Annotated in this window: 24 protein-coding genes and 1 tRNA gene; 12 read left to right on the plus strand and 13 right to left on the minus strand. The window is 65.7% G+C overall.

The window, feature by feature from the left end; all coding sequences use genetic code 11:
* Positions 1–14 precede the first annotated feature (14 nt).
* Positions 15–920: a DMT family transporter gene (locus AC1D2L_RS24110; RefSeq protein ID WP_476848441.1), complete on the minus strand. Its 906-nt coding sequence runs from the start codon at positions 918–920 to the stop codon at positions 15–17.
* Between the two features lie 205 nt (positions 921–1125).
* Between AC1D2L_RS24110 and AC1D2L_RS24115 the strand changes: the two genes are divergently transcribed.
* Positions 1126–1992 (plus strand): LysR family transcriptional regulator, encoded by an 867-nt coding sequence (locus tag AC1D2L_RS24115; protein WP_476848442.1) that lies wholly within the window; start codon positions 1126–1128, stop codon positions 1990–1992.
* Positions 1993–2073: 81 nt separating this feature from the next.
* The gene (gene obgE / locus AC1D2L_RS24120; RefSeq protein ID WP_476848443.1) at positions 2074–3117 is read left to right on the plus strand and encodes a GTPase ObgE; all 1044 of its coding nucleotides are present in this window, start codon (positions 2074–2076) and stop codon (positions 3115–3117) included.
* A gap of 143 nt (positions 3118–3260) precedes the next feature.
* Here the strand turns inward: obgE and AC1D2L_RS24125 are convergent, their stop codons facing one another.
* From AC1D2L_RS24125 to AC1D2L_RS24135, 3 genes are read right to left on the minus strand one after another with little or no spacing between them, the layout of a single operon-like run.
* Entirely contained in the window at positions 3261–5081 is a 1821-nt protein-coding gene (locus AC1D2L_RS24125; protein WP_476848444.1) for an ABC transporter ATP-binding protein, read from the minus strand.
* Between the two features lie 49 nt (positions 5082–5130).
* A complete protein-coding gene (locus AC1D2L_RS24130; RefSeq protein ID WP_476848445.1) occupies positions 5131–6717 on the minus strand; it encodes a DHA2 family efflux MFS transporter permease subunit in 1587 nt (528 codons plus the stop codon).
* 39 nt (positions 6718–6756) lie between these two features.
* On the minus strand, positions 6757–7944 hold the full coding sequence (locus AC1D2L_RS24135) for an HlyD family secretion protein (protein ID WP_476848446.1): 1188 nt from the start codon (positions 7942–7944) through the stop codon (positions 6757–6759).
* A 139-nt stretch (positions 7945–8083) separates the two neighbouring features.
* Between AC1D2L_RS24135 and AC1D2L_RS24140 the strand changes: the two genes are divergently transcribed.
* On the plus strand, positions 8084–8755 hold the full coding sequence (locus tag AC1D2L_RS24140; RefSeq protein WP_476848447.1) for a TetR/AcrR family transcriptional regulator: 672 nt from the start codon (positions 8084–8086) through the stop codon (positions 8753–8755).
* On the opposite strand, the gene AC1D2L_RS24145 is transcribed toward AC1D2L_RS24140, so the two are convergent.
* Both AC1D2L_RS24145 and AC1D2L_RS24150 read right to left on the minus strand, forming a co-directional pair.
* Positions 8756–9697, minus strand: coding sequence for a DMT family transporter (locus AC1D2L_RS24145; RefSeq protein ID WP_476848448.1), 942 nt, complete (start codon positions 9695–9697; stop codon positions 8756–8758).
* A gap of 150 nt (positions 9698–9847) precedes the next feature.
* On the minus strand, positions 9848–10882 hold the full coding sequence (locus tag AC1D2L_RS24150; protein ID WP_476848449.1) for an aspartate-semialdehyde dehydrogenase: 1035 nt from the start codon (positions 10880–10882) through the stop codon (positions 9848–9850).
* 473 nt (positions 10883–11355) lie between these two features.
* Here AC1D2L_RS24150 and AC1D2L_RS24155 point away from each other — a divergent pair, with 473 nt between their 5' ends.
* The gene (locus AC1D2L_RS24155; RefSeq protein ID WP_476848450.1) at positions 11356–12417 is read left to right on the plus strand and encodes a hypothetical protein; all 1062 of its coding nucleotides are present in this window, start codon (positions 11356–11358) and stop codon (positions 12415–12417) included.
* A gap of 123 nt (positions 12418–12540) precedes the next feature.
* On the plus strand, positions 12541–12846 hold the full coding sequence (locus AC1D2L_RS24160) for a hypothetical protein (RefSeq protein WP_476848451.1): 306 nt from the start codon (positions 12541–12543) through the stop codon (positions 12844–12846).
* Positions 12847–12996: 150 nt separating this feature from the next.
* On the opposite strand, the gene AC1D2L_RS24165 is transcribed toward AC1D2L_RS24160, so the two are convergent.
* On the minus strand, positions 12997–15390 hold the full coding sequence (locus AC1D2L_RS24165) for a transketolase-like TK C-terminal-containing protein (RefSeq protein ID WP_476848452.1): 2394 nt from the start codon (positions 15388–15390) through the stop codon (positions 12997–12999).
* Between the two features lie 143 nt (positions 15391–15533).
* On the opposite strand from AC1D2L_RS24165, the gene AC1D2L_RS24170 reads away from it, so the two are divergent.
* Both AC1D2L_RS24170 and AC1D2L_RS24175 read left to right on the plus strand, forming a co-directional pair.
* Positions 15534–16001: an Lrp/AsnC family transcriptional regulator gene (locus AC1D2L_RS24170; protein WP_476848453.1), complete on the plus strand. Its 468-nt coding sequence runs from the start codon at positions 15534–15536 to the stop codon at positions 15999–16001.
* A gap of 312 nt (positions 16002–16313) precedes the next feature.
* Positions 16314–17669: a methyl-accepting chemotaxis protein gene (locus AC1D2L_RS24175; RefSeq protein ID WP_476848454.1), complete on the plus strand. Its 1356-nt coding sequence runs from the start codon at positions 16314–16316 to the stop codon at positions 17667–17669.
* Positions 17670–18063: 394 nt separating this feature from the next.
* Here AC1D2L_RS24175 and AC1D2L_RS24180 read toward each other — a convergent pair whose 3' ends face one another.
* Positions 18064–19200: a DSD1 family PLP-dependent enzyme gene (locus AC1D2L_RS24180; protein ID WP_476848455.1), complete on the minus strand. Its 1137-nt coding sequence runs from the start codon at positions 19198–19200 to the stop codon at positions 18064–18066.
* A 261-nt stretch (positions 19201–19461) separates the two neighbouring features.
* Between AC1D2L_RS24180 and irrA the strand changes: the two genes are divergently transcribed.
* The 4 genes from irrA to AC1D2L_RS24200 all read left to right on the plus strand — a co-directional run bounded on the left by irrA (position 19462) and on the right by AC1D2L_RS24200 (position 21609).
* Positions 19462–19995 carry an iron response transcriptional regulator IrrA gene (irrA, locus tag AC1D2L_RS24185; protein ID WP_476848456.1) on the plus strand — a complete coding sequence of 178 codons (534 nt, stop codon included), beginning with the start codon at positions 19462–19464 and terminating at the stop codon, positions 19993–19995.
* Positions 19992–20282 carry a (2Fe-2S)-binding protein gene (locus AC1D2L_RS24190; RefSeq protein WP_476848457.1) on the plus strand — a complete coding sequence of 97 codons (291 nt, stop codon included), beginning with the start codon at positions 19992–19994 and terminating at the stop codon, positions 20280–20282. Before irrA ends, AC1D2L_RS24190 begins: the two co-directional genes overlap by 4 nt.
* A gap of 105 nt (positions 20283–20387) precedes the next feature.
* Entirely contained in the window at positions 20388–20873 is a 486-nt protein-coding gene (gene bfr, locus AC1D2L_RS24195) for a bacterioferritin (RefSeq protein ID WP_476848458.1), read from the plus strand.
* A gap of 172 nt (positions 20874–21045) precedes the next feature.
* Entirely contained in the window at positions 21046–21609 is a 564-nt protein-coding gene (locus AC1D2L_RS24200; RefSeq protein WP_476848459.1) for an MOSC domain-containing protein, read from the plus strand.
* Positions 21610–21707: 98 nt separating this feature from the next.
* Here the strand turns inward: AC1D2L_RS24200 and AC1D2L_RS24205 are convergent, their stop codons facing one another.
* The 4 genes from AC1D2L_RS24205 to AC1D2L_RS24220 form a co-directional block, all read right to left on the minus strand.
* Positions 21708–22367: a cold-shock protein gene (locus AC1D2L_RS24205; RefSeq protein ID WP_476848460.1), complete on the minus strand. Its 660-nt coding sequence runs from the start codon at positions 22365–22367 to the stop codon at positions 21708–21710.
* Between the two features lie 103 nt (positions 22368–22470).
* Positions 22471–23178 carry a carbonic anhydrase gene (locus AC1D2L_RS24210; RefSeq protein ID WP_476848461.1) on the minus strand — a complete coding sequence of 236 codons (708 nt, stop codon included), beginning with the start codon at positions 23176–23178 and terminating at the stop codon, positions 22471–22473.
* 75 nt (positions 23179–23253) lie between these two features.
* Entirely contained in the window at positions 23254–23562 is a 309-nt protein-coding gene (locus AC1D2L_RS24215) for a DUF167 family protein (protein ID WP_476848462.1), read from the minus strand.
* 6 nt (positions 23563–23568) lie between these two features.
* Positions 23569–23859, minus strand: coding sequence for a YggT family protein (locus AC1D2L_RS24220; RefSeq protein ID WP_476848463.1), 291 nt, complete (start codon positions 23857–23859; stop codon positions 23569–23571).
* Between the two features lie 131 nt (positions 23860–23990).
* Between AC1D2L_RS24220 and AC1D2L_RS24225 the strand changes: the two genes are divergently transcribed.
* Positions 23991–24066: transfer RNA gene (locus tag AC1D2L_RS24225), tRNA-Ala, on the plus strand.
* A 1666-nt stretch (positions 24067–25732) separates the two neighbouring features.
* Here the strand turns inward: AC1D2L_RS24225 and AC1D2L_RS24230 are convergent.
* Positions 25733–26155: IS3 family transposase (locus tag AC1D2L_RS24230; protein ID WP_476848464.1), on the minus strand; the 423-nt coding region annotated here is incomplete at its 5' end.

Below are 26155 nucleotides of genomic sequence, written 5' to 3' on the forward strand. Positions count from 1 at the left end.
GTCTCGGCCCGACCCTACCCCTTCCGCACCAGCAGCACCGCGGCGAGGATCGCGATGCCGCCAAAAGCCTGGACCGGCGAGGGCTGCTCGGCAAACAGCGCCCAGGCGGCGAGCACCGCCACCAGCGCCGGCCAGACCATCACCAGCGAGGCGGCGCTCGCGCCATAGGCGCCAAGCGAGAGCGTGATCAGGCCCTGGCCCAGCGCATGCGAGATCAACCCGAGCGCGATCACCGCAAGCCAGCCCTGCAGGCTCTGCGGCATGATAGTCTCGCTGAGGGCGAGCGCGGCCGCGAGGCAAAACAGCGCGCAGATCGCAGTCGAGATCAGGCTGATCCGGCCGGCATCGGCGCGGTCGCGGGCGCGGCGCACGGCGAGGATATAGGCGGCATAGGAGAAGGCGGCGGCGACGGCGAGGCTGTCGCCGAACAGCGCGCCGCTCGGGCCTGACGCCGCGCCCTCGAATTTTGGCAGCACGAGCAGGCCGGCGCCGCCCAGCGCCAGCGCCAACGCGCCCAGAATCTTTCGCGTCGGGCGCTCGCCGAGCAGGAGCCAGCCGCCGAGGACGACGCCGACCGGGGCCAGATTGCCCAGTAGCGAGGCGTTGGCGATCGAGGTGAAATCGAGGGCGGCGTTGTAGAGCACGACGTCGAAGCCGAAGGCCACGYCGGCGATCGCGATCGGGACAAGCGCGGAGCCGCCCGGCGAGGTGCCGGCTGCCTTGCGCCGCTCCAGCGCTGTCCATGCCGCCAGCACCGGCAATGCGAAGATCATGCGCCAGAAGCCGGCAGCTGCCGGTCCGACATCGGCGAGCCGGACGAAGATGCCGGAAAAGCCGATGCAGGTCGCGCCCGTGAGGAGGGCGACGAACATGGCAAGCGCTGGCGCCGGGCGGGGCACGGTGAGGTCGACGGTGGTCATAAGGGCGGCTTTCGGAAGACATCCCGTCATTGCGAGTGAAGCGAAGCAATCCAGTGGACGCAGAGCTCTGCCGCTCCTGGATTGCTTCGCTTCACTCGCAATGACGGGGTCAGTTGGTCGGCCCTGATTTACCGCGCTTCCGTCCATCGGAAAAACGGATTATTCTGATTTAACCATTCTTGAATCCGATCGGTGGAGGCGCTTCATGTCGGGCCATTTCGACCTCGCCGCGCTGGGCATGCTGGTGGCGGTGGCCGAGACCGGGGGCTTTACGGCTGCCAGCGCTCGGCTCGGCCGCACGCAATCGGCGATTTCCGTACGCATCCAGGACCTGGAGAGCCAGCTCGGCCACAAGCTGCTGGAGCGCTCGCGCCGTGGCGTCACTCCCACCGATGCCGGCGAGCGGCTGCTCGCCCATGCCCGCCGTCTGCTGGCGATCGAGCGCGAGGCGCTGGCCGATCTCGGCGGCGACACAGCCTCGGGACGGCTGCGGATCGGCATTCCCGACGACTACGTCGATGCCTTCATGCGTCCGCTGATCGCGCGTTTCGCCGCCGAGCATCCGAGGGTCGAGCTCGAATTGCGCTGCGGCCTGTCGAAGCGGATCGAGCCCGAGCTTGCAGCGGGTGAACTCGACATCGCCGTGGTGACGCAGGACCCGGCCCGGCCGCTGGGCGAAGTGCTGCGGCGCGAGCCGCTGGTCTGGGTCGCGGCGCGGGGCTTTCGGCCGGAGTTGCAGGAGACGCTGCCGCTGGCGCTGTTTTCGGAGGGCTGTCGCGCGCGGCCCGGCATCCTCGCCGCGCTGGGCCGGGCCGGAAAGGGGCATCGGCTGGTGTTCTCCTGCTCGCATACCTCCGGCCTGCTCTCAGCGGTGGAAGCGGGTTTCTGCGTCACGGCGCTGACCGAGAGCGCGGTTCCGCCCTCGCTGCGACGCCTCGGCGTGGCGGACGACCTGCCGGCGCTGTTCGAGCTTTCGATCGGCCTGATCATGGGCCCGCAGCCCAGCCTGGCGGCAAGGCGCTTTGCCGATGCGTTGCGCGACGAGATGCTGGCGCCGCGGCTGGCCGCTTGAGAGCGCGATCATGACGACGGGGATGGCAGGCAGGCGCCGCGCCGCATTGCCCTTTCGCCTCGCGATCACTACTGAGAAGCCATGAAATTCCTTGACCAAGCAAAAATCTATGTGAAGGCGGGCGATGGCGGCGCAGGCTGCGTCTCCTTCCGTCGCGAAAAGTTCATCGAGTTCGGCGGGCCCAATGGCGGCGATGGCGGGCGCGGCGGCGATGTCGTGATCGAATGCGTGCAGGGTTTGAACACGCTGATCGACTTCCGCTTCCAGCAGCACTTCAAGGCCAAGATCGGCGGCCACGGCATGGGCGCCGACCGGCACGGTGCCAATGGCCAAACCAAAGTGCTGAAGGTGCCGCCTGGCACGCAGGTGTTCGACGAGGACGGCGAGACGCTGGTCGCCGACCTGACCGAGCCCGGGCAGCGCTTCGTGCTGTGCAAGGGCGGCAATGGCGGCTTCGGCAACGCCTATTTCAAGACCGCCACCAACCAGGCGCCGCGCCATGCCAATCCGGGCCTCGTCGGCGAGGAGCGCTGGGTCTGGCTGCGACTGAAGCTGATCGCAGATGCCGGGCTGATCGGCCTGCCCAATGCCGGCAAGTCGACCTTCCTGGCGACGGTGACCTCGGCCAAGCCGAAGATCGCCGATTACCCGTTCACCACCCTGCATCCGGGCCTTGGCGTCGTGCGCGTCGATGCGCGCGAAATGGTGCTGGCCGACATTCCCGGCCTGATCGAGGGCGCCCATGAGGGCATCGGCCTCGGCGACCGGTTCCTGGGCCATGTCGAGCGCTGCCGCGTGCTGCTGCATCTCGTCGAGGGCACCAGCGAGCATGCGGGAAAAGCCTACAAGACGGTCCGCCAGGAGCTTGCCCTCTACGGCGAGGGTCTCGACGAGAAGCCCGAGATCGTGGCGCTGTCCAAGGTCGACGCGCTGTCGCCGGAACTGCTCAAGGAGCAGGTCGCGCGCTTGAAGCGGGCCTGCAAGCGCATGCCGATCGTGTTGTCCTCCGCCTCGGGCGAGGGCGTCGAGGCGGCTCTGCGGGCGTTGTTCAGCGTGGTCGAGGAAGCTCGCCGCGAGGAAGATCGCGAAAACGCGCCGGTCGAGGATATCGGCTGGCGGCCCTGACCTCCTCAGGGCAAAGACCGGCCTTGCCGTCATTGCGAACGTAAGCGAAGCAATCCAGGAGATGTGGTGCGAGCCGTCTGGATCGCTTCGCTGCGCTTGCAATGACGCTGAAGCCTCGCTCCGGCGACCGTAGGGCTGACTGCTCAGCTCTCGACGAACTGCAGCCGGTAGAGCCGCGCATAGGCGCCGTCGCGGGCGATCAGCGCGTCATGGCTGCCGGTCTCGACGATCTTTCCCTCTTCCAGCACGACGATCAGGTCCGCCTCGCGCACGGTCGAGAGCCTGTGCGCGATGACCAGCGTGGTGCGGTTCTGCATAAGGGTCGCGAGGGCCTGCTGGACCAGTCGCTCCGACTGCGTGTCGAGCGCACTGGTGGCCTCGTCCAGCAGCAATATCGGCGCATCCTTCAGGATCGCGCGGGCAATTGCGATGCGCTGGCGCTCGCCGCCCGATAGCATCGAGCCGCGCTCGCCGACGGGTGAATCGTAGGCCAGCGGCATAGCCATGATGAAATCATGTGCGGCTGCGCCTCTCGCCGCTGCGATGATCTCGGCCTCCGTCGCGTCGGGCCGGCCAAAGCTGATATTGGCCCGGACCGTATCGTCGAACAGCACGACATCCTGGCTGACGACGCCGATCTGGGCGCGCAGCGAATCGAGCGTGACGTCGCGCAGGTCCTGGCCGTCGATCTCGATGTGCCCAGCCGTGGGGTCGTAGAGCCGTGGTACGAGCGCCAGCAGCGTCGACTTGCCTGAGCCCGAGCGACCGACCAGCGCCGTCGTCTTGCCGCCCTGCGCGACGAGGTCGATACTCTCCAGCGCGCGGGCATCGTCGCGGTAGCGGAAACGCAGGTGCTTGAAGGCGACCTCGCCGGCACCGATGGCGAGCGGTTTCGCATCGGGGCGCTGCGTGACCTCGGGTTTTTCGTCGAGCAGGGCGTAGTAGCGCTTCAGCGAGGCGCCTGCCTCCTGGACGATGGCATTGAGGTTGCCGAGCGAGCGCATCGGCTGGGCCGCCAGCAGCAGCGCCGAGACATAGCCGGTGAAATCGCCGACCGTCGAGGCGCCGGAGGTGATGCGTACGCCGATCGCTGCCAGCACACCCGCGACTGCGATGCCGCCGCCGACCTCGAGCAGGGGGTCGAGCCTGCCTCGCGCATTGGCGGCTTTCATCTTGATGGCGCGGATGGTCTCGAAAGCGTTGGCGGCTCGCGTTTTCAGATAAGGCTCGAGCGAATCGGTCTTGGCGGCGCGTGCGCCTTGCAGGCTCTCGGTGACCAGGCTCGCCATCAGGCCGGTCTGCTCCTGCTGGGAGGCGGCCATCCGGCGCAGCTTCTTGCCGATCTTGCCGATGGGACGGGCCAGAACAGGGGCGATCAGCAGCACGACCAGCGTCATCTGCCAGTCGATCCAGAGCAGCGCGCCAACGAGGGCGATGGCGGTGAGCACGTCGCGGATGGCGATGTTGACCAGCCGGGTCAGCGCCTCCTTGACGAAGGTGAAATCGGTGGTGAAGCGCTGTGTGAGCGAAGCGGGATTTTCTCGCTGGAGCTGCGCAAGGTCTGCGTCGATCAGATGCCCGTAGAGCTGCGTCTGCATGTCGGCCTCGATCCGGCTGACGACGCTGTTGGTCATGACCGTCTGGGTCAGCAGCGAAAAGCCTTTGATCGCGGTCACGATGACCACGACGATGGCGACTGCGTTGATGACGCCGATCTCGATGCCGATCGATTTCGAGGTCAGGCGCTCCATCCGGCGCACAAAGCCGGTGGACTCAGCCAGCATCGGGTCGGCGAAGGCGTCGAAGGCCGCCTTGATCAGCAGCGGATAGAAGCTGGTCGTGGCGGCGATCACGACGACGAGGCCGAGGATCATCGCCATTTGGGGGAGATAGCGCCTGCCCTGCTCGCGCCAGACGCGGACGAAAAGGGCAAATGTGTCGTCGGTAACGCGGCCGATCTTCATGGCGCGGGGCGTATCATGGCGATGCCGCCAGCGCCATAGGCGGCCGGGATCAATGCCCGCCGCCCGCTCCGGCCGGCGCCGGCTTGGGCTTCTGCATGAACACCGCCATCAGCAGGAGCAGGCCGAAGATCACCGTGAGCCCGAGAAAGACGTCGCCGAAGGCCATGATCAGCGCCTGCTTGTGGGCGCGCTGGTTGAGCAAGGCGAGCGCCATCGACTGGGCGGCGTCTCCGTAGTCGGCGAAGCGCTGCGTCATCGAGGCGAGGTTCTCCTCCGCGATCTGGCGACCGGCCGAGACCGCCTCGTGCAGCCGCGTGATGTGCAAATCGGTGCGCGAGTTGAGCATGGTGTTGATCACCGCAAGACCGACGGCGCCGCCGAGATTGCGGGTGAGGTTGTAGAGCCCCGACGCATTCTTGAGCTGCTGCGGCGGCAGCGTGCCGAGCGCGAGATTGTTGATCGGCACCATGCAGAGCATCAGCGAGACGCCGCGCAGGATCTGCGGCACCAGCAACTCGTGGAAGTCCCAGTCGGCCGTGATGAAATGGGCGAGATAGGTGCCCATCGCAAAGCCGCCGAAGCCGATCATGATCATCACGCGGGGGTCGAGCTTGCGCGAGAGGATGCCGGCTATCGGGGCGGTCAGGAACATGCACAGCCCGGTGACGAACATGGTCTCGCCGATCATCAGCGCGTCATAGCCGCGGATGCGCCCGAGATAGACCGGGTAGAGATAGGTCAGCCCATAGAGGCCGATGCCCATGGTGAAGGAGAACAGCGAGCCGACGGCGAAGTTGCGGTTCCTGAAGGCGTAGAGATCCACCAGCGGGTCGTCGCGCGTCAGCGCCCGCCAGAAGAACAGGACAGCGCCCACGACCATCGCGAAAGTGAAGAAGACGATCTCGTGGCTCTCGAACCAGTCCAGCCGGGTGCCTTCCTCCAGCACATATTCGAGACTGCCGAGGAAGGTCGCCATACCGGCCAGGCCCCACCAGTCGAAGCGCTTGAGCAGGCTCGGCTGGGGCTTGTCGAAATCGATCAGCATCCAGGCGGCGATCGAGACGCAGATGCCGGGCACGACATTGACCAGGAAGAGCCAGTGCCAAGAGAAGGCATGGCTGAGATAGCCGCCGACCGTCGGGCCGATGGTGGGCGCCAGCGTCGCGACGAGGCCGATGATGGGCGAGACGATCGGGCGCTTCGAGGCCGGGAAGATGGTGAAGGCCGCCGCAAAGACGCCGGGGATCATGCCGCCGCCGATGAAGCCCTGGATGGCGCGCCACAGGATCATCTCGTTGATCGAGGACGAGGTCGCGCAGAGCACGCTGGCGATGGTGAAACCAGCCGCCGCGGTCGCGAAGAAGACGCGCGTGGAGAAGGCCCGGCTGAGATAGCCGGACAGGGGGATCATGATCACTTCGGCGATCAGGTAGGCAGTCTGGACCCAGGCGATCTCGTCGGCTGAGGCCGACAGGCCGGCCTGGATCTCGGCCAGCGAGGCCGAGACGATCTGGATGTCCAGGATTGCCATGAACATGCCGAAGACCATCGCGATGAACGCGAAGATGCGCTTCAGCGGGATGGCGTCTTCGGCGGGTGGCACGCCTGCCGGCGCCGTCAGGGTCGCGGTGGCCATGATGGCCTCCTTACGAAGGGATCGGCGCTGCCGACGGGATCAGCGCTGCGATGCCGGGCGCGGGTCGATCCTGACCACCACCGACATGCCGGGCCGCAGCACATGCTTCTCGGCCGATGCCCGGTCGAGGGCGATCCTCACCGGCACGCGCTGCACGATCTTCGTGAAGTTGCCGGTGGCGTTGTCGGGCGGCAGCAGGGTGAAGACCGAGCCGGTGCCGCCGGCGATGCCGCTGACGGTGCCCTCGAAGGTCGAGCCCGGCAGCGCATCGACCGTGATCTGCGCCTTGTCGCCGATCTTCAGCGGTCCGACCTGCGTCTCCTTGAAGTTGGCGTCGACATAGACCTGGTCGAGCGGGACGATCGACATCAGGCGCTTGCCGGCGCTGACGAGATCGCCGAGCTGCATGTTGGTGTTGGCAACGAGGCCGTCGATCGGTGCGCTGATCTTTGTAAAGGTCAGGTCGCGTGCCGCCTTCTGCTCGGCGACCTTGAGCTCGTCGGCCTGGCGGGCGGCCTCAATGCGCTGAGCCTTGAGCACCTCGACATTGGCCTCCGCGGCGGTCACGCCGGCATTGGCGCTGGCCAGCGCCGCACGGGCGCGGTCACGCGCGGCGGTGGCGGCGTCGAGGGTCGCCTGTGAGCCATAGGACTTTGCCGCGAGGCTGTTGGCGCGATCGAAATCGGCGATGGTACGGGTCACGTCGGCCTGAGCCGAGATCGCCTGGGCCTGCGCCTGCAGCAGGCTTGCGCGGCCGGCCTCGATCTGGCTGTCGATGCGGCCCAGCGTGGCGACGGCGGTGGCGCTCTTGGCCCTGGCCGCGTCGAGCGCAATGCGCTGGTCGCCGTCATCGAGCGTCACCAGCGGCTGGCCCGCCTTGACCTCCTGGTTCTGGGCTACGGAGACCGCCGCGATATTGGCCGAGAGCTTGGCCGAGATCGTCGCCATTTCGGCGCCGACATAGGCATCGTCGGTGGAGACGATGAAGCGCCCGGTCTTCCAGTAATCGACGCCATACCAGGCACCGACGCCGATCGCGGCGGTCGCGAGCAGCATCAGGCCCGCACGGCGCACGCCCTTGCGCTTCGAGCCGGCCGGGGCCGACGGCTTGTCGGCGACGACTGCCTCATCGGCCTGGCGCGCCTGCGCCGGCTGGGTCGTCTCCAGAACGGGGTCGACCAGCTTGAGCCGGTCGCGTCGGTTATCACTAGCGGTCTCGACAGACATGGCAGACCCTGACGATAATAATTCGAACCGACGGGTTCGATTTGGGTTGAAATAGCGGTTGCAGTGCAGCATATCAAGTCGGATCGAACCAATTGGTTCGATTCTTTTTTCCGAGCCGTTTGGAGGGACCGCAGAGGCCATGGGCGAGATCGCGGAGCCGCAAGCCAAATCGCCCCGGCGCCTGCGCCGGGTTGCGGGCATGGATCCCGATAAGCGCCGCCAGATCCTGGACGGGGCCTATCAGGTCTTCACGCTGCGCGGCTTCGATGCCTCCAGCATGAGCGACATTGCCGCTGCGGCGAATGTCTCCAAGGGCACGCTGTACGTCTACTTCGCCGACAAAGAGCATCTGTTCGTCGCGCTGATCGAGCGTGAGCGCGAAGCGCAGAAGCGCGAGGCCTTCGCGGCGCTCGAGGACGACCCCGACATTGCGCGCGCGCTGACCAATCTGGGCCAAAGGCTGACCTGCCTCCTGACCAGCGAGTTCGCGATGAGCGCTCACCGCATCGTCGTGGGCGTGGCGGAGCGGATGCCCGATCTCGGCCGCGAATTCTTCGAGAACGGGCCGATGCAGGGCGGCAAGCGCATCGCCGCCTATCTCGACCGCAGGGTCGAGCAGGGTTCGCTGGCGATCGAGGATACCACGCTGGCAGCCATGCAGTTTCTCGATCTCTGCCAGTCGACGCTGCTGCGTCCGCGGCTGTTCAATGCCGTCCGCGAGCCCCCGACCTCCGAGGAGATCAACCGCGTCGTGGCGTCGGCGGTGACGATGTTCCTGGCGCGCTATGGGGTGAAGCCGCCCACGGCCTGATCAGCGCGCCTGCGCCGTGACCGCCTTGGCGCGCATCCGCTCGCGATGGGCGGTGTAGAGCCCCGATGCAGCGATGATGGCTGCGCCGACATAGGTCCAGAGGTCGGGGATCGCGGAAAAGACGAGATAACCGAAAATCGAGGCCCAGAGCAGCTGCGAATACGAAAACGGCGCCAGCAGCGACGCGTCCGCGTGGCGGAAGGCCTGGATCAGGAAGATATGGCCGATCGTCGAGATGCCGCCGATGAAGGCACCGATCAGCAGTGCCTTGCTGTCGAGCTCCTGCCAGCTGAAGGGCACGATCAGGCACAGCAGCACGAAGCCGATCGTGGCGGAGTAGGCCAGCGTCACGACAGGTGTCTCGGTGCGGCTCATCATCCGGGTCACGATGAGCGAAAACGCCCAGAAGAACGACGAGCCGAGCACGAAGAGCGAGGCCGCCTGGAAGCCGTGGCCGCCTGGCCGCACCACGATGAGGACGCCGATCAGCCCGACGATCGTCGCCAGCCAACGCCGCCAGCCGACGATCTCGCCCAGGATCGGGATCGAGAGCGCGGTCACGAAGAGCGGCGAGACGAAGGAGGTGGCGGTCGCATCCGCCATCGGCAGGTCGCGCAGTCCCGCGACGAACAGGATCGACGAGACGGTCACGCCCAGGGCCCGCAGCACCTGCAGGCCGGGCCGACGCGTGCGCAGGCGATGGAAGCCGCCGGTGAAGGCCACTGTCGCGATCATGATCGCGGCGAAGGTGCCGTATCGCATCCAGGTGATCTGCAGCGCAGGCAGGCTGGTCGCCAGATATTTGGAGGCGATGTCGCCGCTGCACATGAACACCGCCGACAACAGCACCAGTGCAATCCCACGACCGGCATTGTCGCTGCGCAGGGATCGTTCGCCCTGCGGAGGGATGACTGGCGGGCCGGGAAGGGGGGCGTTGGGCAAGGGTCGGGTTCGCCAGGCGCAAGAGAGGCTCAAGCCTTAGCGCGTTTGGCCTGCCGGTCCACCACGCAAAGACTGTCGCCCGCCCATGCGTGTGGCTGGTGATGGCGACCCCGTCCGCCTTGGGCGGGGTCCGAGGGGTCTACGAGGCGCTCAGGCGGCCTGCTTGCGCGGCTGGATCAGCTTGCGGTTGACCAGCACCTCGGCGATCTGGATCGCGTTCAGCGCGGCGCCCTTGCGCAAATTGTCGGAGACGCACCAGAAGGCGAGGCCGTTCTCGACGGTGGCGTCCTCGCGGATGCGGGAGATGTAGGTCGCGTCTTCGCCTGCGGCCTCATGGGGCGTGATGTAGCCACCGGGCTCGTGCTTGTCGATCACCAGGATACCCGGCGCCGTGCGCAGCACCTCGCGGGCCTCCTCGGCGGTGACGGGCTTCTCGCACTCGATGTTGACGCTCTCGGAATGGCCGATGAAGACCGGCACGCGCACGCAGGTCGCGGTCAGCTTGATCTTGGGATCCAGGATCTTCTTGGTCTCCGCCATCATCTTCCACTCTTCCTTCGTGAAGCCGTCTTCCATGAAGACGTCGATGTGAGGGATGAGGTTGAAGGAGATGCGCTTGGGGAACTTCTTGGTGACGACCTCGCCGGCCGAGAACACGGCGCGGGTCTGGTTGAAGAGCTCGTCCATGCCGTCCTTGCCGGCGCCCGAAACCGACTGGTAGGTCGAGACGACGACGCGCTTGACCACATACTTGTCATGGAGCGGCTTCAGCGCGACGACGAGCTGCGCCGTCGAACAGTTCGGGTTGGCGATGATGTTCATCTTGGTGAAGCCGGCCGCGGCCGCCGCGTTCACCTCGGGCACGATCAGCGGAACGTCGGGATGCATGCGCCAGGCGGAGGAGTTGTCGATCACGACGCAACCCTGTGCGCCGATCTTGGGCGACCACTCCTTCGAGACCTCGCCGCCGGCCGACATCAGGCAGATGTCGGTGTCGGAGAAGTCATAATGCTCGAGCGACTTGCACTTCAGGGTCTTGTCGCCGAACGAAACCTCGGTGCCGATCGAACGCGAGGAGGCCAGCGCGACCACCTCGCCGACGGGGAAAGCACGCTCGGCCAGAATGTCCAGCATCTCGCGACCCACATTGCCTGTGGCGCCGACAACCGCGACCTTGAAGCTCATCGTCATGTTCCTTTTAGAATTGAACCGGTCTGGTCTCCCCGGAGCGACCGCCCCGCACAGATAAGGCGGGTTTCGGCCTTTAGCCCCCGCCGGGGGGAGAGAACCCGGAACGCAGGCGAAGCGTCAGCGCGGCGTACCGGTCGTGCCGGTCGCCGGTTTGGTCGTGCGTTTCGTCGTCGTCTGACGGAGAGTCACAGGGCCAATCCCGAAGGCTTCATGCGTCGCGAGAACAGCGGCTTCGACACCGCTTGCTTCGACTGCCTTCTCAGAACACCTACGCCGCGAAAAAGTCAATTCCCGCCGGCCCGCGAGACCTTCCCTGTTAACCCTGCTCCTTGACCCCGGGTTCACGCTGTTGCCGGATTCCGCCGCGGCGGTAACCCGATGCTGATGTCCGTGCCTGCAGGCTCTCGGCCTGGATGTTAACATTGCTGTCGCCCCGAGCGATGGCGCAATCGCGTGGGTTTTGGGTCGTGTCGGGTTTGTTTGCAGCGCCACTGCTAGCCAGGGTTCGCCAGCTTCTCCCGGCTGCGCGGAGCCTGTCTTGCGCCATCGGCCGCGGTGGCTCGCGGGCGCTTGGCCGGGCCCGCCATCGGCTCGGCGCGGTCGATCCCGCCGGCACGCTGATCGGTTCCGCCGATGCGGTCGAGGCCGGCTTCGGGAAGGTTGCGCGTCTTGTGCGCCGGTCGCTCGCTCGTCGCGGGCTGGGCCTGACCGCCGGATTGCTCTGGCGCAGCGTGGCGGCGCTTGTCGGTGTCGGGCTTGCAGCGACGCTCGTCAGCGCGATGTCGGAGAGCGGCGAGCCCCGCCTCGCCAGTGTCACGCTCGCGCCCTCGGCCGAGGCCCGGGCGGTGCGCGATGTCCGCCGCGAGCCGCATCCGGCACTGTCGGACGACGGTGACTGGGCCAGGATCGCGCGTCCCGTGGCGATGTTTGGACTGGATTCGCCCGAACTTGAAAAGCAGCCACCCGTCTACGAGGCGCAGCAGAGCCAGAACGGCGCGCGCCGTCGCGACGACCTCAGCTTCGGTGCCTTTTCCGAAGCGCGGCCGCATCTGCAGCTGCGCCTGCTGGTTGAGCATCGCGAGCAGCCGTTGGCGCAGCCCTTCGTCGTCGCCTTGGCGCGCGAGGCTGCCGAGCGCGGCATGTCGGTGCAGCGCAGCGGCCTCGCGATCCCGATCGCGACGCGCTTCGGCACCGTCGAGACCGCCGATGCCACGCTCAATGACGGGCAGGCCGGCCGTCCCTGCATCGCCTTTCGGAAAAGCCCCGGCGAGATGCCTCTGGGGCTGAGCGGCTGGTGGTGCGGCAGTGAAGCTCGCCCTGCGGACCGCCAGCAACTGATCTGCCTGATCGACCGGCTCGATCTGCTCAGCGCCGGAGAGGACCGCGCATTGCGTACGGCCTTCGCCCGAAGCGAGCTCAACCGCCAGCCGGGTTGTGCGGCGCCGCGCCTCGCGGCCTCGGGTCGAAAAGTCTCCTGGCTCGATGCCGATGGTCGCGCGCCGCCGCTGAAGACGGCCGTGCGGCGCTGACGCTCACATTCGCGTGCGCAACCTCTGGCAGCGGCGACCGGAGCCTTTAACTACGGTCTAGTATCATTGCCCCAAGGGCAGCTTTGCCCGCTCCATTCGATCGCAGCCTCAGGAGATTTCGTCATGCGTTCCTTCCAGCGTGTCGCTGCCGGCCTCGGGATCTCCCTGATGGCGCTGACCATGGTCGCCACTGTCGCCGAGGCGCAGAGCCGGCGCGAGCCGCTGCGCATCACGGTGCAGAAGCGCAGCTATTTCGACGCGGGCAACGTCGTTCCCGTGGGTTCGATGAACCAGTACGCCAGCCAGCACCGCTCTGCCGCGCCGGCGTATGCAAGCTTCGCCAGCTTCTATGGCGAGGAGACGCTGCCGGCGCGCGCCGGGGCCGGCCGCAACCCGTTCGCCGACACGATCGCGGCGCCGCGCTACTGAGCTTCGAGCGTCACCCTTTGCGCTGCGATGTGAAGCATTGCTGCGCAGACACGGGACCGCGTGACGAGAATAGCGCCTCCTCCTGGAGACGGTCCCCGTGTCTGCGCAGCGGCACTTCGCGCCGCAATGCGCATGGGATGACGCAGCCTGTTACGGCAGCGCCTTGAGATAGCGCACCGGCCGCCCGGGAGCCGCCGCCTGCGCGGCATGGACGATCGCGTTCGCGTCGATGCCGAAATGGCGATAGAGATCCGCCACCGTTCCGGTCTGGCCAAAGTGCTCGACGCCGAGCGCCTTCTGCTTGTGACCATGCACGCTGCCGAGCCAGGCCAGCGTGGCGGGGTGCCCGTCCAGCACCGAGACGATGCCGCAATCGCGCGAGAGCTCGCCGAGCAGTCGCTCGACATGGCTGCTGGCCTGGTGGTTGCCGCGCTGCCGCGCCCGCTCGGCCGCCTGCCAGCCGGCATTGAGCCGGTCGGCCGAGGTGATCGCGAGCAGGCCGACATCGCGCCGATCCTCGCCCAGCAGGCCGACCGCCTCGATCGCCTCGGCTGCGACTGCGCCGGTATAGGCGATCACCACAGAGGCATTGGGGCCCGGCTTGCGCAGCCAATAGGCGCCATCGATGATCTCTCGCTCCAGCTCCGGCGTCATCTCGCGCTTCGGCTGTTCGAGCTGCAGCGTCGAGAGTCGGAGGTACACGGAGCCGCCGGTCTCGTCGCGCAGCCAGGTGCGTTCGTCAGGATCGCCCTCGCCGTCCTTCTGCAAGTACTCAAAGGACCAGCGCATCATCACCGCGAGTTCGTCGACGAAGGCAGGCTCGAAGGCGCAGAGGCCATCCTGGCTCATGCCGATCAGCGGCGTCGCGATCGACTGGTGCGCGCCGCCCTCGGGCGCCAGCGTCACGCCAGACGGAGTCGCCACCACCATGAAGCGGGCGTCCTGGTAGCAGGCATAATTCAGCGCATCGAGCCCGCGCGAGATGAAGGGATCGTAGAGCGTGCCGATCGGGATCAGGCGCTCGCCGAAGATCGAGTGCGAGAGGCCCAGCGCCGACAGATTGATGAACAGGTTCATTTCTGCGATGCCGAGCTCGACATGCTGGCCCTTGGGCGAGAACTCCCATTTCTGCATCGAGGGAATGCGCTCGTCCTTGAAGGTGTCGGCCATCGAGGCCTTCGCGAACAGCCCACGTCGGTTCACCCAGGGGCCGAGATTGGTCGAGACGGTGACATCGGGCGCGGTGGTGACGATGCGGTCGGCGAGCGGGCCACCCTTCTTGGCGATATCGTCCAGAACCTTGCCAAAACCCATCTGCGTCGACATCACCGGCTGGATGCCGGCCTCGAGCTTGTCCGGCACCGGCAGGCGCGGCGCGCTGAACCGCCTGCGCCCTTCCGAGAAGAACGGGACTTTGTCGAGGAAGGCGCGCAAATCGCTTTCGGGCAGGTCGAGGCCCTCGAACAGATCCCATTCATGGCCCGGCCGAACCGCATTGGCGGTCTTGAAGCCCTCCATCTGCTCCTTGGTCATCAGGCCGGCGTGGTTGTCCTTGTGCCCGGCCAGCGGCAGGCCAAAGCCTTTCACGGTGTAGGCGAGGAAGCAGACCGGCCGGTCGTGGTCGATCGCCTCGAACGCCTCGAGGATCGAGGGCAGGTCGTGCCCGCCGAGATTGCACATCAGTTTTGACAGCTCGGCGTCGGAGCGCTTCTCGATCAGTTTTGTCACCGGCCCCTGGTCGCCGAGATCGTCCATCAGGCGCTTGCGCCAGGCTGCGCCGCCCTGGAAGGTGAGGGCCGAATAGAGCTGGTTGGGGCAGGAATCGATCCAGGCTTTCAGGCGCTCGCCGCCCTTTTCCTTGAAGGCTGCCAGCTGCAGCGCGCCGTATTTCAGCGTGACCACGTCCCAGCCGAAATTCCGGAACATCTGCTCGAAGCGGTCATAGAGCCCTTCGCGGATCACGGCGTCGAGCGACTGGCGGTTATAGTCGATGATCCACCAGGTGTTGCGCAGGCCGTGCTTCCAGCCCTCCATCAGGGCCTCGAAGATATTGCCCTCGTCGAGTTCGGCATCGCCGATCAGCGAGATCATCCGGCCTTCGGGCCGATCCATGCCCCAGCCATGCCCGCGGATGTAGTCCTGCGTCAGCGACGAGAACAGGGTCTGCGCCACGCCCAGACCGACCGAGCCGGTCGAGAAATCGACGTCGTCGATGTCCTTGGTCCGTGAGGGATAGCTCTGCGCGCCCTTGTAGCCGCGGAAATTCTCGAGCTTTTCGCGGGTCTGCAGGCCCATCAGGTAGTTGATGGCGTGGAAGATCGGCGAGGCGTGGGGTTTCACCGCGACCCGGTCCTGCGGACGCAGAGCCGCCATGTAGAGCGCGGTCATGATCGTGGCGAGCGAAGCCGATGACGCCTGGTGCCCGCCCACCTTCATGCCGTCCTCACTGGGGCGGATGTGGTTGGCGTTGTGGATCGTCCATGAGGCGAGCCAGAGGATCTTCTTCTCGAGCTCGGCGAGGACGGGCAGGCGGGAGTCGGACATCGCGAAATAGCTCCGGGCAAGGCGCTTGGCTCAGATAGCGGTGCAATCAAGCATGGTTCGGGCAGCGATGGCAGCCAAAGACGCGGGTCAGCGCTTTCGGAACTGGTGCTTTCGGCTAATCTAACTCGCGAAAGCGAGAGAACATGCCAGATCACAAGCTCGACGAGATCGACCGCCGCATCGTCCGCGCGCTCCAGGCCGATGGCCGGATGAGCAACCAGGACCTCGCCGACAAGGTCGGGCTTTCGGCCTCGCCTTGCGCGCGGCGCGTGCGCCTGCTCGAGGAGGCCGGCATCATCGAGGGCTATGTCGCGGTCGTGGACCAGAACAAGCTCGGCCTGCCGGTCTCGGTCTTCGCCTCGATCAAGCTGGAGCGCCAGCGCGAGGAGGAGCTCGACCGCTTTGGCGCGGCAGTCGCGCGCTGGCCCGAGGTGGCCGATTGCTACCTGATGACGGGCCCACGCGACTATCTGCTGCGCATCATCGTCAGCGACCTCGCCGCCTATGAGCGCTTCCTGAAGGAGAAGCTCACACGGCTCGACAACGTCGCCTCGATCGAATCGAGCTTTGCGCTCGGTCAGGTGAAGCGGTCGTTCTCGGTGCCGCTCTAAGGCAAGGATCCAGATTTCGCTGGTGGGTCTAGTTCGTCCGGTCTAATTGATCGCAATCTCTAGCATTCATAATAGTGTCGTATAGCTCATCCGACATAGTATCGAGCCCTTGAACATCATTCGAATGTTTTATGGAGCAATGCTCTGCCATGACGTTTGGTCGCGAGTTCGAGTAAGCTCCGCTATAAGCTCCCACGCTTGCGCATGACTCCCGGTCTGGTGCGTCGATCCTCGCTGATACTGGAATGTGTCTACGAATTATTAAGCCCGCATCGATATCGTTTTTCTGTCCGATGAACCGCAAGCGATGGTATGACGCGCCTCCCCCTGATTGCAGGATGTTTCGATAGCCGTGGCCGCGCCGTGGCGACGCTGTCGCTCCTTGGCGCGTTGCTCGCTGCGTCCGTTCTGTCGGGCTCCCTGGCCACAATTGCGGTCGCCGCGGCGCTATTTGTGCTGGTCGCCGGCTGCGCCTGCTTTCGGGTCGCGTCGCTGACGCAACGGTTGAACGCGCTTGCCGGCGCTGCTGCGCGCAGCGACGCCGAAGCCCTCGGCGCCATCGCGGCGTCGGAGCCCGATCGGTCTCCGCTGCATGGCCTCGCGGTGGCATTCGCGTCGCGGCTGAACGCCGAGCGGGATCAGGCAATTCGCGATGCCGATGCAGCCGAGGCAGGACCGCCGATCTCGTGGCTCGATCTTGTCTGCGAGCTGGATTCCCGGATCGGCGAAGATGTGTCGCAGCTGGCGCTCGCGACGCGCGAGCTCGAGCTCAACACCGCTGTGGTGACCAAGGCGATCCGCTCGGCCCATGAGACCGCCGAGGCGTTGCAGGGCTCGGCGCATACCGCCTCGAACAACGCACAGGGCGTGGCGCGGGCGACCAACCAGCTGGCGACCGCGCTGCAGACCGTGGACGCCCAGTCCAGCCAGTATGGCGAGGTGCTGCGTCAGGCCGCCAGGAATGCGCGCACCACCAACCACACGATCACGAATCTGAGGCAGGCCTCGCAGGCGATCAGTGACATCCTCGACGCGATCGGCGAGATCGCGCGGCAGACCAATCTGCTGGCGCTGAATGCTGCGATCGAGGCGGCCCGCGCCGGCGATTCCGGGCGAGGCTTCGCCGTCGTCGCCAATGAGGTCAAGGCGCTGTCGACCCAGACCAGCAAGGCGACGCATGATGCGAGGGCCCAGATCCTGGCGATGCAGGCGGCCAGCCGCGAGGCGGTCGAGGCCGTCGCTGTGATCGCCGATTCTGTCGGCGAGCTGGATGAGCTTGCCGAATCCGTCAATCTGGCGATCGCCTCGCAGAAGCGGATGACGCTCGACATGTCGTCGAATGTCGTGCGGGCTGCCGAGGAGTTCCAGCAGGTCGCCGGCCGCCTGGCCCTGCTCAACGAAAAACAACGAGCGCGCCGCCGAGGCGGCAGGCGGTGCCCTCAAGGGCGCGCGCGACGTGACCGAGCGCGCCGGCGGCATCCAGGGTGCGATCGGGCGCTTCCTGATCGCGCCCGGCACGAGCGCACCCGCCCGCTGAGCCGGACCGTTACCGCGGCGCCTCGCCGGTCGTTCCCGCGAGGCTCGCTGGCAGCGCGACGCCCCGCATCAGGTCGAAGCGCTCGATCGTCACGCCGGCCGCATTGCGCGTCACCGTCTCGACATCGCTGATGAGGCAGGCCCGGGCGCTTGAAGCGCGCGAGGTCCTTAAGATGCCAGGCGATGCAGCGTCGCGGGACATCGGCGGGCAGGGCGGCTGCCGCGGGGTGGCTCTCCAGCCAGTCCTCGACCGGCCAGGCGAGTTGCGAGAGCAGGTTGGCGGAGATGACGAGATCGATCGCGTTGTCCGCCGAAAATCGGCGATGGGATCAAGGCGCCCAGAGAGGCTTTCGATCACTCCGGCAACGACGGTGCGGCTGCGTGCATGATGCGGAGGCCAGGCCTTGCGCTGGCGCAGGCCCCAGGCCCAGAGCGCGGCACTCTCCGATACCAGCACGAGCCGCCGGGTCATGCGCCCGGCCGGCGTCAGCAGGCCCAGCGCGAGCTCGGCGAGCATGGTGGGGCGTCAGGTCAGGGCGCCGCGGCCCTGGATCGGCCAGAGCGCTTCGACATGCGCGTCGGGCCCGTGCATGCCCCGGACGCAGACATACCAGTCGTGCAGGTTCACGGTCGGGTCGCAATGGCCGGGCACGAGCAGGATGCGGTCGCCGCGATGGGGTACCGCGATGGGGTCCCCGGTCAGGATGCCATGCTCGTCTGAGGGTTTCGTATAGACCACGCCGTCGCGCCGGAACGGGACGGGCATCCCGGAATCGACCGCGGCCGCCTTGTGGCCGGCATCGACGATGGCACGGTCTGGCACCGGCTTGCTCATCACGCCCGCCAGGACGAACAGCGCATGCTCGAAGGTCCGCACGGGCTGGCCGTCGGCCGAGCGGTTCCTGGCATAGTCGGCGTCCATGAAGATATAGGAGCCGGCCTGGATCTCATTCCAGATGCCCGACTGGGTCTCGATCTCGAAGGTGCCAGTGCCGGCGCCGCCGACGGTCGTGCAGTTCAACCCGACATTGCCGAGGCGCTCGATCGTATTGCGCGTCATCAGGGTGGCGCGCTCGATGGCCTCCCGGCGCTCATCGATCGAGCGCATGTGCTGGGCGGAGCCGTGATAGGCCTGCAATCCGCCGAAGCGCAGCGTATTGCTGCGTGCGACGGCTTCCGCAAGGCGCACGGCGGCTTCTCCGGGCGCTGCCCCGCAGCGGCGTCCGCCCACGTCGATCTCGACCAGGATATCGAGCACGACGTCGTTGCGGGCGGCGGCCTCGGCGGCCTCGCGCACCCCGTCGATATGGTCGACGCAAAGGCTGATCCGGGCCTGGCGGGCCAACTGGGCCAGACGGTCGAGCTTGGCTGCGCCTGCGACCTCGTTGGAGACCAGCACGTCCTGCACGCCGCCGGCGACCAGTACCTCGGCCTCCGAAACCTTCTGGCAGCATTGCCCGACGGCGCCATGGGCGATCTGGCGCAAGGCGATCTCTGGGCTCTTATGCGTCTTGGCATGGGGCCGCAGCCGGACGCCATGGGCCTGGGTATAGGCGGCCATGGCGACGAGGTTGCGCTCGAAGGCGTCGAGATCGAGCACCAGAGCGGGCGTATCGATCTCGCTGAAGCTCTGGCCGGCTTGGGCCGGCGGGGGCAATGGCATGGGTTGACGAACTCTCCTGAATCACTGCGGCCATGGGACGACAGCTTCGTGTCTGGAGCAAGACCCAGCCGCCCCAATGGTCAGCTCTGCCCACCCCGAACTGAGCCCGGCGGGCCTTCGCGGATACCGGCGAGGACCTCATGTCGCAGCCGCATTGATTGACATGCGCCGTCCGATCCGGCAAATATAGCAACAATATCAGTAGTTTAGACATTTTCTAAACTACGAGCCGGAATTCCGGCCCTGTTGGAAGGCGTGTCGATGAGTGTCTTGTCCGCGAAGGAATTGGGCCAGCCCCGCGTTGCAGCGGACCATATTCCGTGGCCGCAGAAAAGCCCTGCCTCCTGCCCGATCAGCGCCGTAAAGAACCGGCTGCGGACCGCCGGCCTGCGCCCGACGCGCCAGCGCATGGCTCTGGGCTGGCTGCTCTTCGCCAAGGGCGACCGCCATGTCAGCGCCGAGATGCTTTACGAGGAAGCGATCCGCGCCCGCGAGCCCCTGTCGCTCGCGACGGTCTACAACACGCTGCGCCAGTTCTCGGAAGCGGGTCTGCTGCGCCAGGTTTCGGTGTCGGGTCCCAAGACCTTCTTCGACACCAACGTCTCCGAGCATCACCATTTCTACAATGAAGACGACGAGTCGGTGGTCGACATCCCGGGYTCGACGATCCAGGTCGCGGGCCTGCCGCAGGCGCCGGAAGGCATGGAGATCTCCTCGGTCGAGGTGATCGTCCGCCTGCGTCGTGCCGACGGTGCGGAGGTCGAGACCCGCGTGGCAGGGAACCGGCACGCGTGATCGTCTGCTCCTGCAACGTCATCTCCTGCCGGCAGATCAAGGGTACCATCGCCCCTGACGGCTCCGGGCCGAGGACGGCCGGAGAAGCGTATAACTGTCTCGGCTGCAGCCCCGATTGCGGGCGCTGCGCCCGCGAGGTCCGCGCCATCCTGGCCGAGGCGCGCGCCGCCTGCATGACGCAGTGCGGTTCCTGCGCCAGCCGCGACATCGAATGCGCGGTGCATGTTTCTGTGAACCAGATGATGGACGGCCTAACCGCACCTGCCAAAGAGCGCGAAGCGGCCTGATCCGGCACGCGCGAAAAGCGCTGCTGACAGCGTTTATTCCCTTCCCTTCGAGCGCGAGCCGTCCTACATTAGGATCATTCTAATGTGGTTTCGAGGAGCGCCGCCATGAAGGGTGACAAGAAGGTCATCGAGTATCTCAACAAGGGGCTTCGCTCGGAGCTCACCGCGATCAACCAGTATTGGCTGCATTATCGGATCCTCGACAATTGGGGCCTGAAGGACATGGCCAAGACCTGGAAGAAGGAATCGATCGAGGAGATGGTCCACGCCGACCGCTTCGTCGACCGCATCCTCTTCCTCGAGGGTTTCCCGAACATGCAGACGCTCGATGCGCTGCGCATCGGCGAGACGGTTCCCGAGGTGATCGAGTGCGATCTGAAGGCCGAGATCGAGGCGCGCGCCCTCTATCAGGAAGCGGCGAGCTATTGCCGCGAGGTCGGCGACTACCCCTCGGAAGAGCTGTTCAAAGCCCTGATGAAGGATGAGGAAGGCCATATCGACTTCCTCGAGACCCAGCTCGAACTGATCTCGCGCATCGGCCTGGAACTCTACACGCAGAAGCATGTCGGGGGCCTGGACGAAGGCCACTGAGCCGACGTTCACCTCCGCAGAAGGTTTGCACCGGATCCGCTTGCGGGTCCGGTGTTGTCGTTTGCAATGTTCGCCGGCAGGTTCGGCAGGATCACAAGAGCGGTTTTGCGATCTGGCGAGGGCGCACCGACCGCGAGCTGTTGCGAACTGGCTTGGGACGGCGAGGGACCTGATGGAGACACGAGTTGGCAAAGCCGATGGGTCCGTCGTCGCCGTGGCCAGGGACGGCGAACACCGTTTCTCCAAGGTCGTGTCTGCCGAGATCGCGATTGTCGCCGGGCTCGGCGTCGATGGCGATGCGCATCAGGGGATCACGGTCCGGCACCGCTCGCGCGTCGCCGCCGATCCCAGCCAGCCCAATCTCCGCCAGGTCCATCTCATCCAGACCGAGCTGTTCGGCGAACTCGACGAAAGCGGCTTCAAGGTCGCGCCCGGTGACCTGGGGGAAAACATCGCGACGCGCGGGATCGATCTGCTCGGCCTGCCGCGAGGTAGCCTGCTTCGTATCGGATCGCAGGTGGTTCTCGAGGTCACCGGCCTGYGAAACCCATGCGCCCAGATCGAGCATTTCCAGCGAGGCTTGCTGGCGGCCGTGCTTGGTCGCGGCCCGAACGGCGAAATCATCCGCAACGCAGGCATCATGACGATCGTGCGTGAAGGTGGCGCCGTTCGGCCCGGCGACGTGATCGCGGTTACCCTGCCACCGCCTCCGCACCTGCCGCTCGAACGCGTCTGATCGCGGGGCGCACCCAGCGCCGGACGCCTACTCCCATCGACCTAATAGAGAAGGCCCGCCGGCGAGGCGGGCCTTGCTCGATCTTTCGTCGAGAAAGCTCAGACGTAGGAGACTTCGGCCGCTTCCGGGCCCTTCTTGCCGGCGCGGATCGAGAAGCGCACGCGCTGCCCGTCCATCGGCGGCTGCAGGCCGCTGCGGCTCAGCGACGAGACGTGGAGGAACACGTCGGGGCCGCCGCGATCGGGCGCGATGAAGCCGAAGCCGCGCTCTGAATTGAAGAATTTGACCGCCCCGTCATAGGGGCCCTCCATCGGGCCGCTGTCGCGCTGGCCGAAGCCGCCGCGATCGCCGCGGTCATTGTAGCTGTTGCCGCCACCATAGCCGCCGCCGCCATAGCCGCCACCGGCCCCGCCGCCATAGCCGTAATCATCGCGGGGAGGGCGGGCGGAGAATGGACGGGGCGCACGCTCGCCGCGAGGAGCTGCGGGGGCCGCGGTCGAGGAGTCGATCTCATGGACCGCGACAACCTGGAGACCGCGCTTGCCCTCGCCGAGGTCGGCAATGATCGTGGCGCCKGGCTGGAGGTCCTGCTGATCGAGCGGGCCGATTGCCGAAATGTGGAGGAAGACGTCGCCGGATCCGTCGGCGGGGGACGCAAATCCGAAGCCCTTTTCAGGGTCGAACCATTTGACCTTGGCTTCGATGTTTTCGTGAGTGACGAAAGGTTGAGCGGCGGGAGGCTTGCGACGATCGAACATGGAGCTTCAAGAAATCAGTGATCGGGAGGCGCAATCTAGCGCAAGCCCGACCCGACGTCATGGGGGGGCCGGTAAAATATCGCAGGGCCCCGAAAGGCGTGATTCAGACCTCGTTTGGCTCGTCGCAGCGGATCATCTGGACCTTCTTGGGCATTTCGCCAACGGCGGGGACGAACTGCCCGCTCTCCGGATCGAGCAGCATCAGGTCGCCCGTCGCGACGGCGAAATAGGCACCGTGCAGTTGCAGCCTGCCCTTGCCTTCCAGGATCTGGACGCAAGGGAAGGTGCGCAGGTTGCTCAGCGATTGCTGGACCGAGGCGAAGGCGAGACGCTCGACATAACCGTCGAGGCTCTCGTTGCGTCCGCGTCCGCCGGTGCGCTGCGCGGCCGGCGCGATCAAGGTGATCCATTTCCCGATGAAGTCACCGGAGGACAGCGGCCCCTGCGCATCGTCGGCAAAGGCCCGGATGCCGCCGCAGCGGCCGTGGCCGAGCACGACGATGTGCTCGACCTTCAGGGCCTGCACCGCATATTCGAGCGCGGCCGAGGTGCCGTGCAGCTGGTCGTCGGGGGAGAAGGGCGGCACGAGATTGGCGACGTTGCGGGCGACGAACATCTCGCCGGGACGCGCATCGAAGATCGTCTCGGGCGAGACGCGCGAGTCGCAGCAGCCGATCAGCATGATCTTGGGCGTCTGGCCGCTTTCGGCGAGTTCCTCGTACCGGCTTCTTTCTCGGTCGAACCGGTCGTCGAGAAACGCGCGATAGCCTTCGGTCAGGCGCTCGGGAAAAACTGGCGCTGAAGTGTCCATGCCCTTCTCGAACAGGACAACCGGGCTTTCGTCAAGTGCGCGCTGCGTCGCAGCAATGTCATCGCGAGCTGGTCGCTAACCGAGCCTCGCCTCGATTCGCCCGCGCAGGACGGCTGGATCGCCGGATACCTGTACGGTCTTTATCCGAGCCGTCGCACCTGCCAGCAGCGTCAGCCGCGAGCGCGGTTCATCCAGGAGCCTGGCCAGAAAAGCGAGCAAAGCAGCGTTGGCCTCGCCCTCGCTGGGCGCGGCGCGGACCCGGATCTTGAGCACGGGCTTGCCGTCGGCCAGGGTCTCGACGCCGTCCAGCGCGTCGCGCCCGCCGCGTGGCGTCAGGCGCACCGTAAGCGCCAGCCCGTCCTTGGTCTCGCGCCAGGGCGCCATGCCGCCTCAGAAGACGGCGGGGTAGATGTAGCGGACGATGACGCTCTGCAGGAAGAAGATGATCAGCAGCAGGATGACCGGCGAGATGTCGAGGCCGCCGAGATTGGGCATCCGCTCGCGGATGGGCCTGAGCACCGGCTCGGTGACGCGATAGAGCATGTCCCAGATCGTCGAGACGAACTGGTTGCGGGTGTTGACGACGTTGAAGGCGATCAGCCAGCTCAGCACCGCTGAGCCGATCAGGATCCATGTGTAGATGTTCAGGACGAGCATCACTACATCGAGAACAGCACGCATAGGCATTCCTCTTGTCGTCGTTGGTCGGCGGCGCGTTCAGGCGATCGCGGAAAACCGGACAAACAGGCCCGATCCCGTGGCGGAAGCGATTGACATTCACGCGGCGCAAGGCCTAGAAGGCCCTCGCCTTCGGGGCTGTAGCTCAGATGGGAGAGCGCTGCAATCGCACTGCAGAGGTCAGGGGTTCGATTCCCCTCAGCTCCACCAAGGCCATCTGCTAAACACTTGATTTGATTGGTGTTGGCAGAGGCCTTGGTGGTGGCGCCCCAACTTTTACCCCAACCAGCCGAGCGATTTGATCCGGACTGTTTCGGACTGCATGGCAATTTGTCGCACCCGCTGCCGGGCCGATCATGCTTGCGCGTCGTCGCTTCACTCTGTGCAGTCGGCAAGATCCTGAACTCGGTTCACGGCAGAATCAAATCTTCAGGTCGTGATCCGCATGGCATGCCTCTTGGCGAGGCCTCAGGAGGTGGACGGTCCTTACCTCGGCCGCAGAGGAACATGCTCCGCCACCTGTGGTTGCTCGATCAGAGCATGAGGAGGCCACCATGAAGACAGTTGTGCTATTGGCGATTGCAGTAGGCTTGGCAGCCCCGGCGACCGCGCAGACGATTTCGCCGAAGCCACAGTTATCTCCTTCTCCCGATTCATCCGATCGTAGTTCCCCGAGCCCGAGCACGACGGCGCCGCCAGAAAAGGCAAATCCCGGCGTCGCGGGCAAAAAGGACAACGCTCCGGAAGCCCCTCCTCCACGCCCGCCGTCAAGGACGCCGGATCCACCTGCATCCCGCCCGTAGGATCAGTCAGCGTCTGCCGTTGGGAAGTCGAGTGCCGGCCCGCTGAGCACGGGCAGGCAGGTTTTCCGGAGCGGTAAGTGTCGGATTCAGACTGCGCAACATCAGCCGCGTGCAGCCCAGCTCCCTATTTACTCAAAAGAAGTTTTGCCTGTCGCACTGCGTCCATGCACTCCGCTTCTTTTCCCGTTTGATCCAGGCTTTTCGCACGCTCAAGCAGCGCAGAAAGTTCAACCCCACGTGATTCAGAGGCGGTACCGCTTTTAGCTTGATCGGCTGCTGTCGGGGCGCCTTGTGTCTGCTGACGAACGTCTTGAGGTGACGCCGCACGACCCTGTGTCGCGTCTGACATTCTGCTCGTCGGCGGATGTTGACTCGTGTCGGCGCTGCCTCGGGCTGGAGGCGAGCCCGCTGTTGGACCAGAACCTGCGTCGGTCGCTGTTACCTGCTTCGTGAGATTTGCAATCTCTCCGTTGCATTCGCCCGCCTGCGCGGGCCCAGCACAATGCAGAAGCGATAGCGTTCCACCGAAAACCGCAGCCGCGATTGTCATATGCATGATCGTCTCTCCCGTCATGAGGACAGTTCAGAAGCCGTCATCGCACCGGAAGAACCATTGTCCATTTTTTCTGTTCCCAGCAGCCCGGTTAACTGACGGGCACGAAAATTTTCTGGAACAGGCCCTTCGTCTCTCGGTTGCTTAACAGGCAAGGAGGAAGCGCAATGAGCAAGCAACCACCGATCCCGCCCGCGAACCGTAGCAGCAAAGGTCCCGGCACACCCGGGCATCAAAGCGGTGATGGCCATCAGGCTAAGCCGGCGGAACGCCCGAGCAACACTGCCTCACAAGGACAGCAGGGCAACACCAAAATCAACACAACCCATCAGGGGCACCAGCAGGACCGTTGAGGAGGACGCGATGTCAACGTCGACCAAAACACCAGCGAGCATCCGCCAAGGCGGGCCGGGCGCTTCTCATGAGAATGCAAAGGCGCCGCTTCAGATTAACAAGCCCTCGGCCGACAGCGATCAGCGGAAACAATCCATGGCCTGCTGCCGGTTTCGTGGACGGTGAGTTAAGCTAATCCGACCTTCTTTTCGAACTCGACCGGGCTGAGATAGCCGATGGTCGAGTGCCTGCGGATCGTGTTGTAGAAGCGCTCGATGTAGTCGAACACATCAGCCCGGGCGGCGTCACGCGTCCGGTAGCGCTTGTCCCTGATGCGCTCGGTTTTCAGGGATGAGAAGAAGCTCTCCATGGCGGCATTGTCCCAGACGTTGCCTGACCGGCTCATCGAGCAGGTGACGCCGTTTTCTGCCAGCAACTCCTGGAAGTGCTGGCTGGTGTATTGGCTCCCCTGATCCGAATGGTGCAGCAGCGCGTCTGGCTTGCCTCGACGCCAGATCGCCATCACGAGCGCGTCGGTGACGAGCTGCGCGGTCATCTCGGCCTTCATCGACCAGCCGACCACCCGGCGGGAGAAGAGGTCGATGACGGC

The organism is Allobosea sp. P1_B10 (assembly GCF_056406735.1).

Excerpts from the sequence above, each read along its gene's own strand:
- obgE (WP_476848443.1), top strand. The coding sequence starts at position 2,074 with ATGAAATTCCTTGACCAAGCAAAAATCTATGTGAAGGCGGGCGATGGC.
- bfr (WP_476848458.1), top strand. The coding sequence starts at position 20,388 with ATGAAGGGTGACAAGAAGGTCATCGAGTATCTCAACAAGGGGCTTCGC.
- AC1D2L_RS24125 (WP_476848444.1), bottom strand. The coding sequence starts at position 5,081 with ATGAAGATCGGCCGCGTTACCGACGACACATTTGCCCTTTTCGTCCGC.
- AC1D2L_RS24180 (WP_476848455.1), bottom strand. The coding sequence starts at position 19,200 with ATGCCATTGCCCCCGCCGGCCCAAGCCGGCCAGAGCTTCAGCGAGATC.
- AC1D2L_RS24210 (WP_476848461.1), bottom strand. The coding sequence starts at position 23,178 with ATGGACACTTCAGCGCCAGTTTTTCCCGAGCGCCTGACCGAAGGCTAT.
- AC1D2L_RS24220 (WP_476848463.1), bottom strand. The coding sequence starts at position 23,859 with ATGCGTGCTGTTCTCGATGTAGTGATGCTCGTCCTGAACATCTACACA.
- AC1D2L_RS24175 (WP_476848454.1), top strand. The coding sequence starts at position 16,314 with ATGACGCGCCTCCCCCTGATTGCAGGATGTTTCGATAGCCGTGGCCGC.
- AC1D2L_RS24135 (WP_476848446.1), bottom strand. The coding sequence starts at position 7,944 with ATGTCTGTCGAGACCGCTAGTGATAACCGACGCGACCGGCTCAAGCTG.
- AC1D2L_RS24165 (WP_476848452.1), bottom strand. The coding sequence starts at position 15,390 with ATGTCCGACTCCCGCCTGCCCGTCCTCGCCGAGCTCGAGAAGAAGATC.
- AC1D2L_RS24215 (WP_476848462.1), bottom strand. The coding sequence starts at position 23,562 with ATGGCGCCCTGGCGCGAGACCAAGGACGGGCTGGCGCTTACGGTGCGC.
- AC1D2L_RS24150 (WP_476848449.1), bottom strand. The coding sequence starts at position 10,882 with ATGAGCTTCAAGGTCGCGGTTGTCGGCGCCACAGGCAATGTGGGTCGC.
- AC1D2L_RS24130 (WP_476848445.1), bottom strand. The coding sequence starts at position 6,717 with ATGGCCACCGCGACCCTGACGGCGCCGGCAGGCGTGCCACCCGCCGAA.
- AC1D2L_RS24170 (WP_476848453.1), top strand. The coding sequence starts at position 15,534 with ATGCCAGATCACAAGCTCGACGAGATCGACCGCCGCATCGTCCGCGCG.
- AC1D2L_RS24140 (WP_476848447.1), top strand. The coding sequence starts at position 8,084 with ATGGGCGAGATCGCGGAGCCGCAAGCCAAATCGCCCCGGCGCCTGCGC.
- AC1D2L_RS24160 (WP_476848451.1), top strand. The coding sequence starts at position 12,541 with ATGCGTTCCTTCCAGCGTGTCGCTGCCGGCCTCGGGATCTCCCTGATG.
- AC1D2L_RS24115 (WP_476848442.1), top strand. The coding sequence starts at position 1,126 with ATGTCGGGCCATTTCGACCTCGCCGCGCTGGGCATGCTGGTGGCGGTG.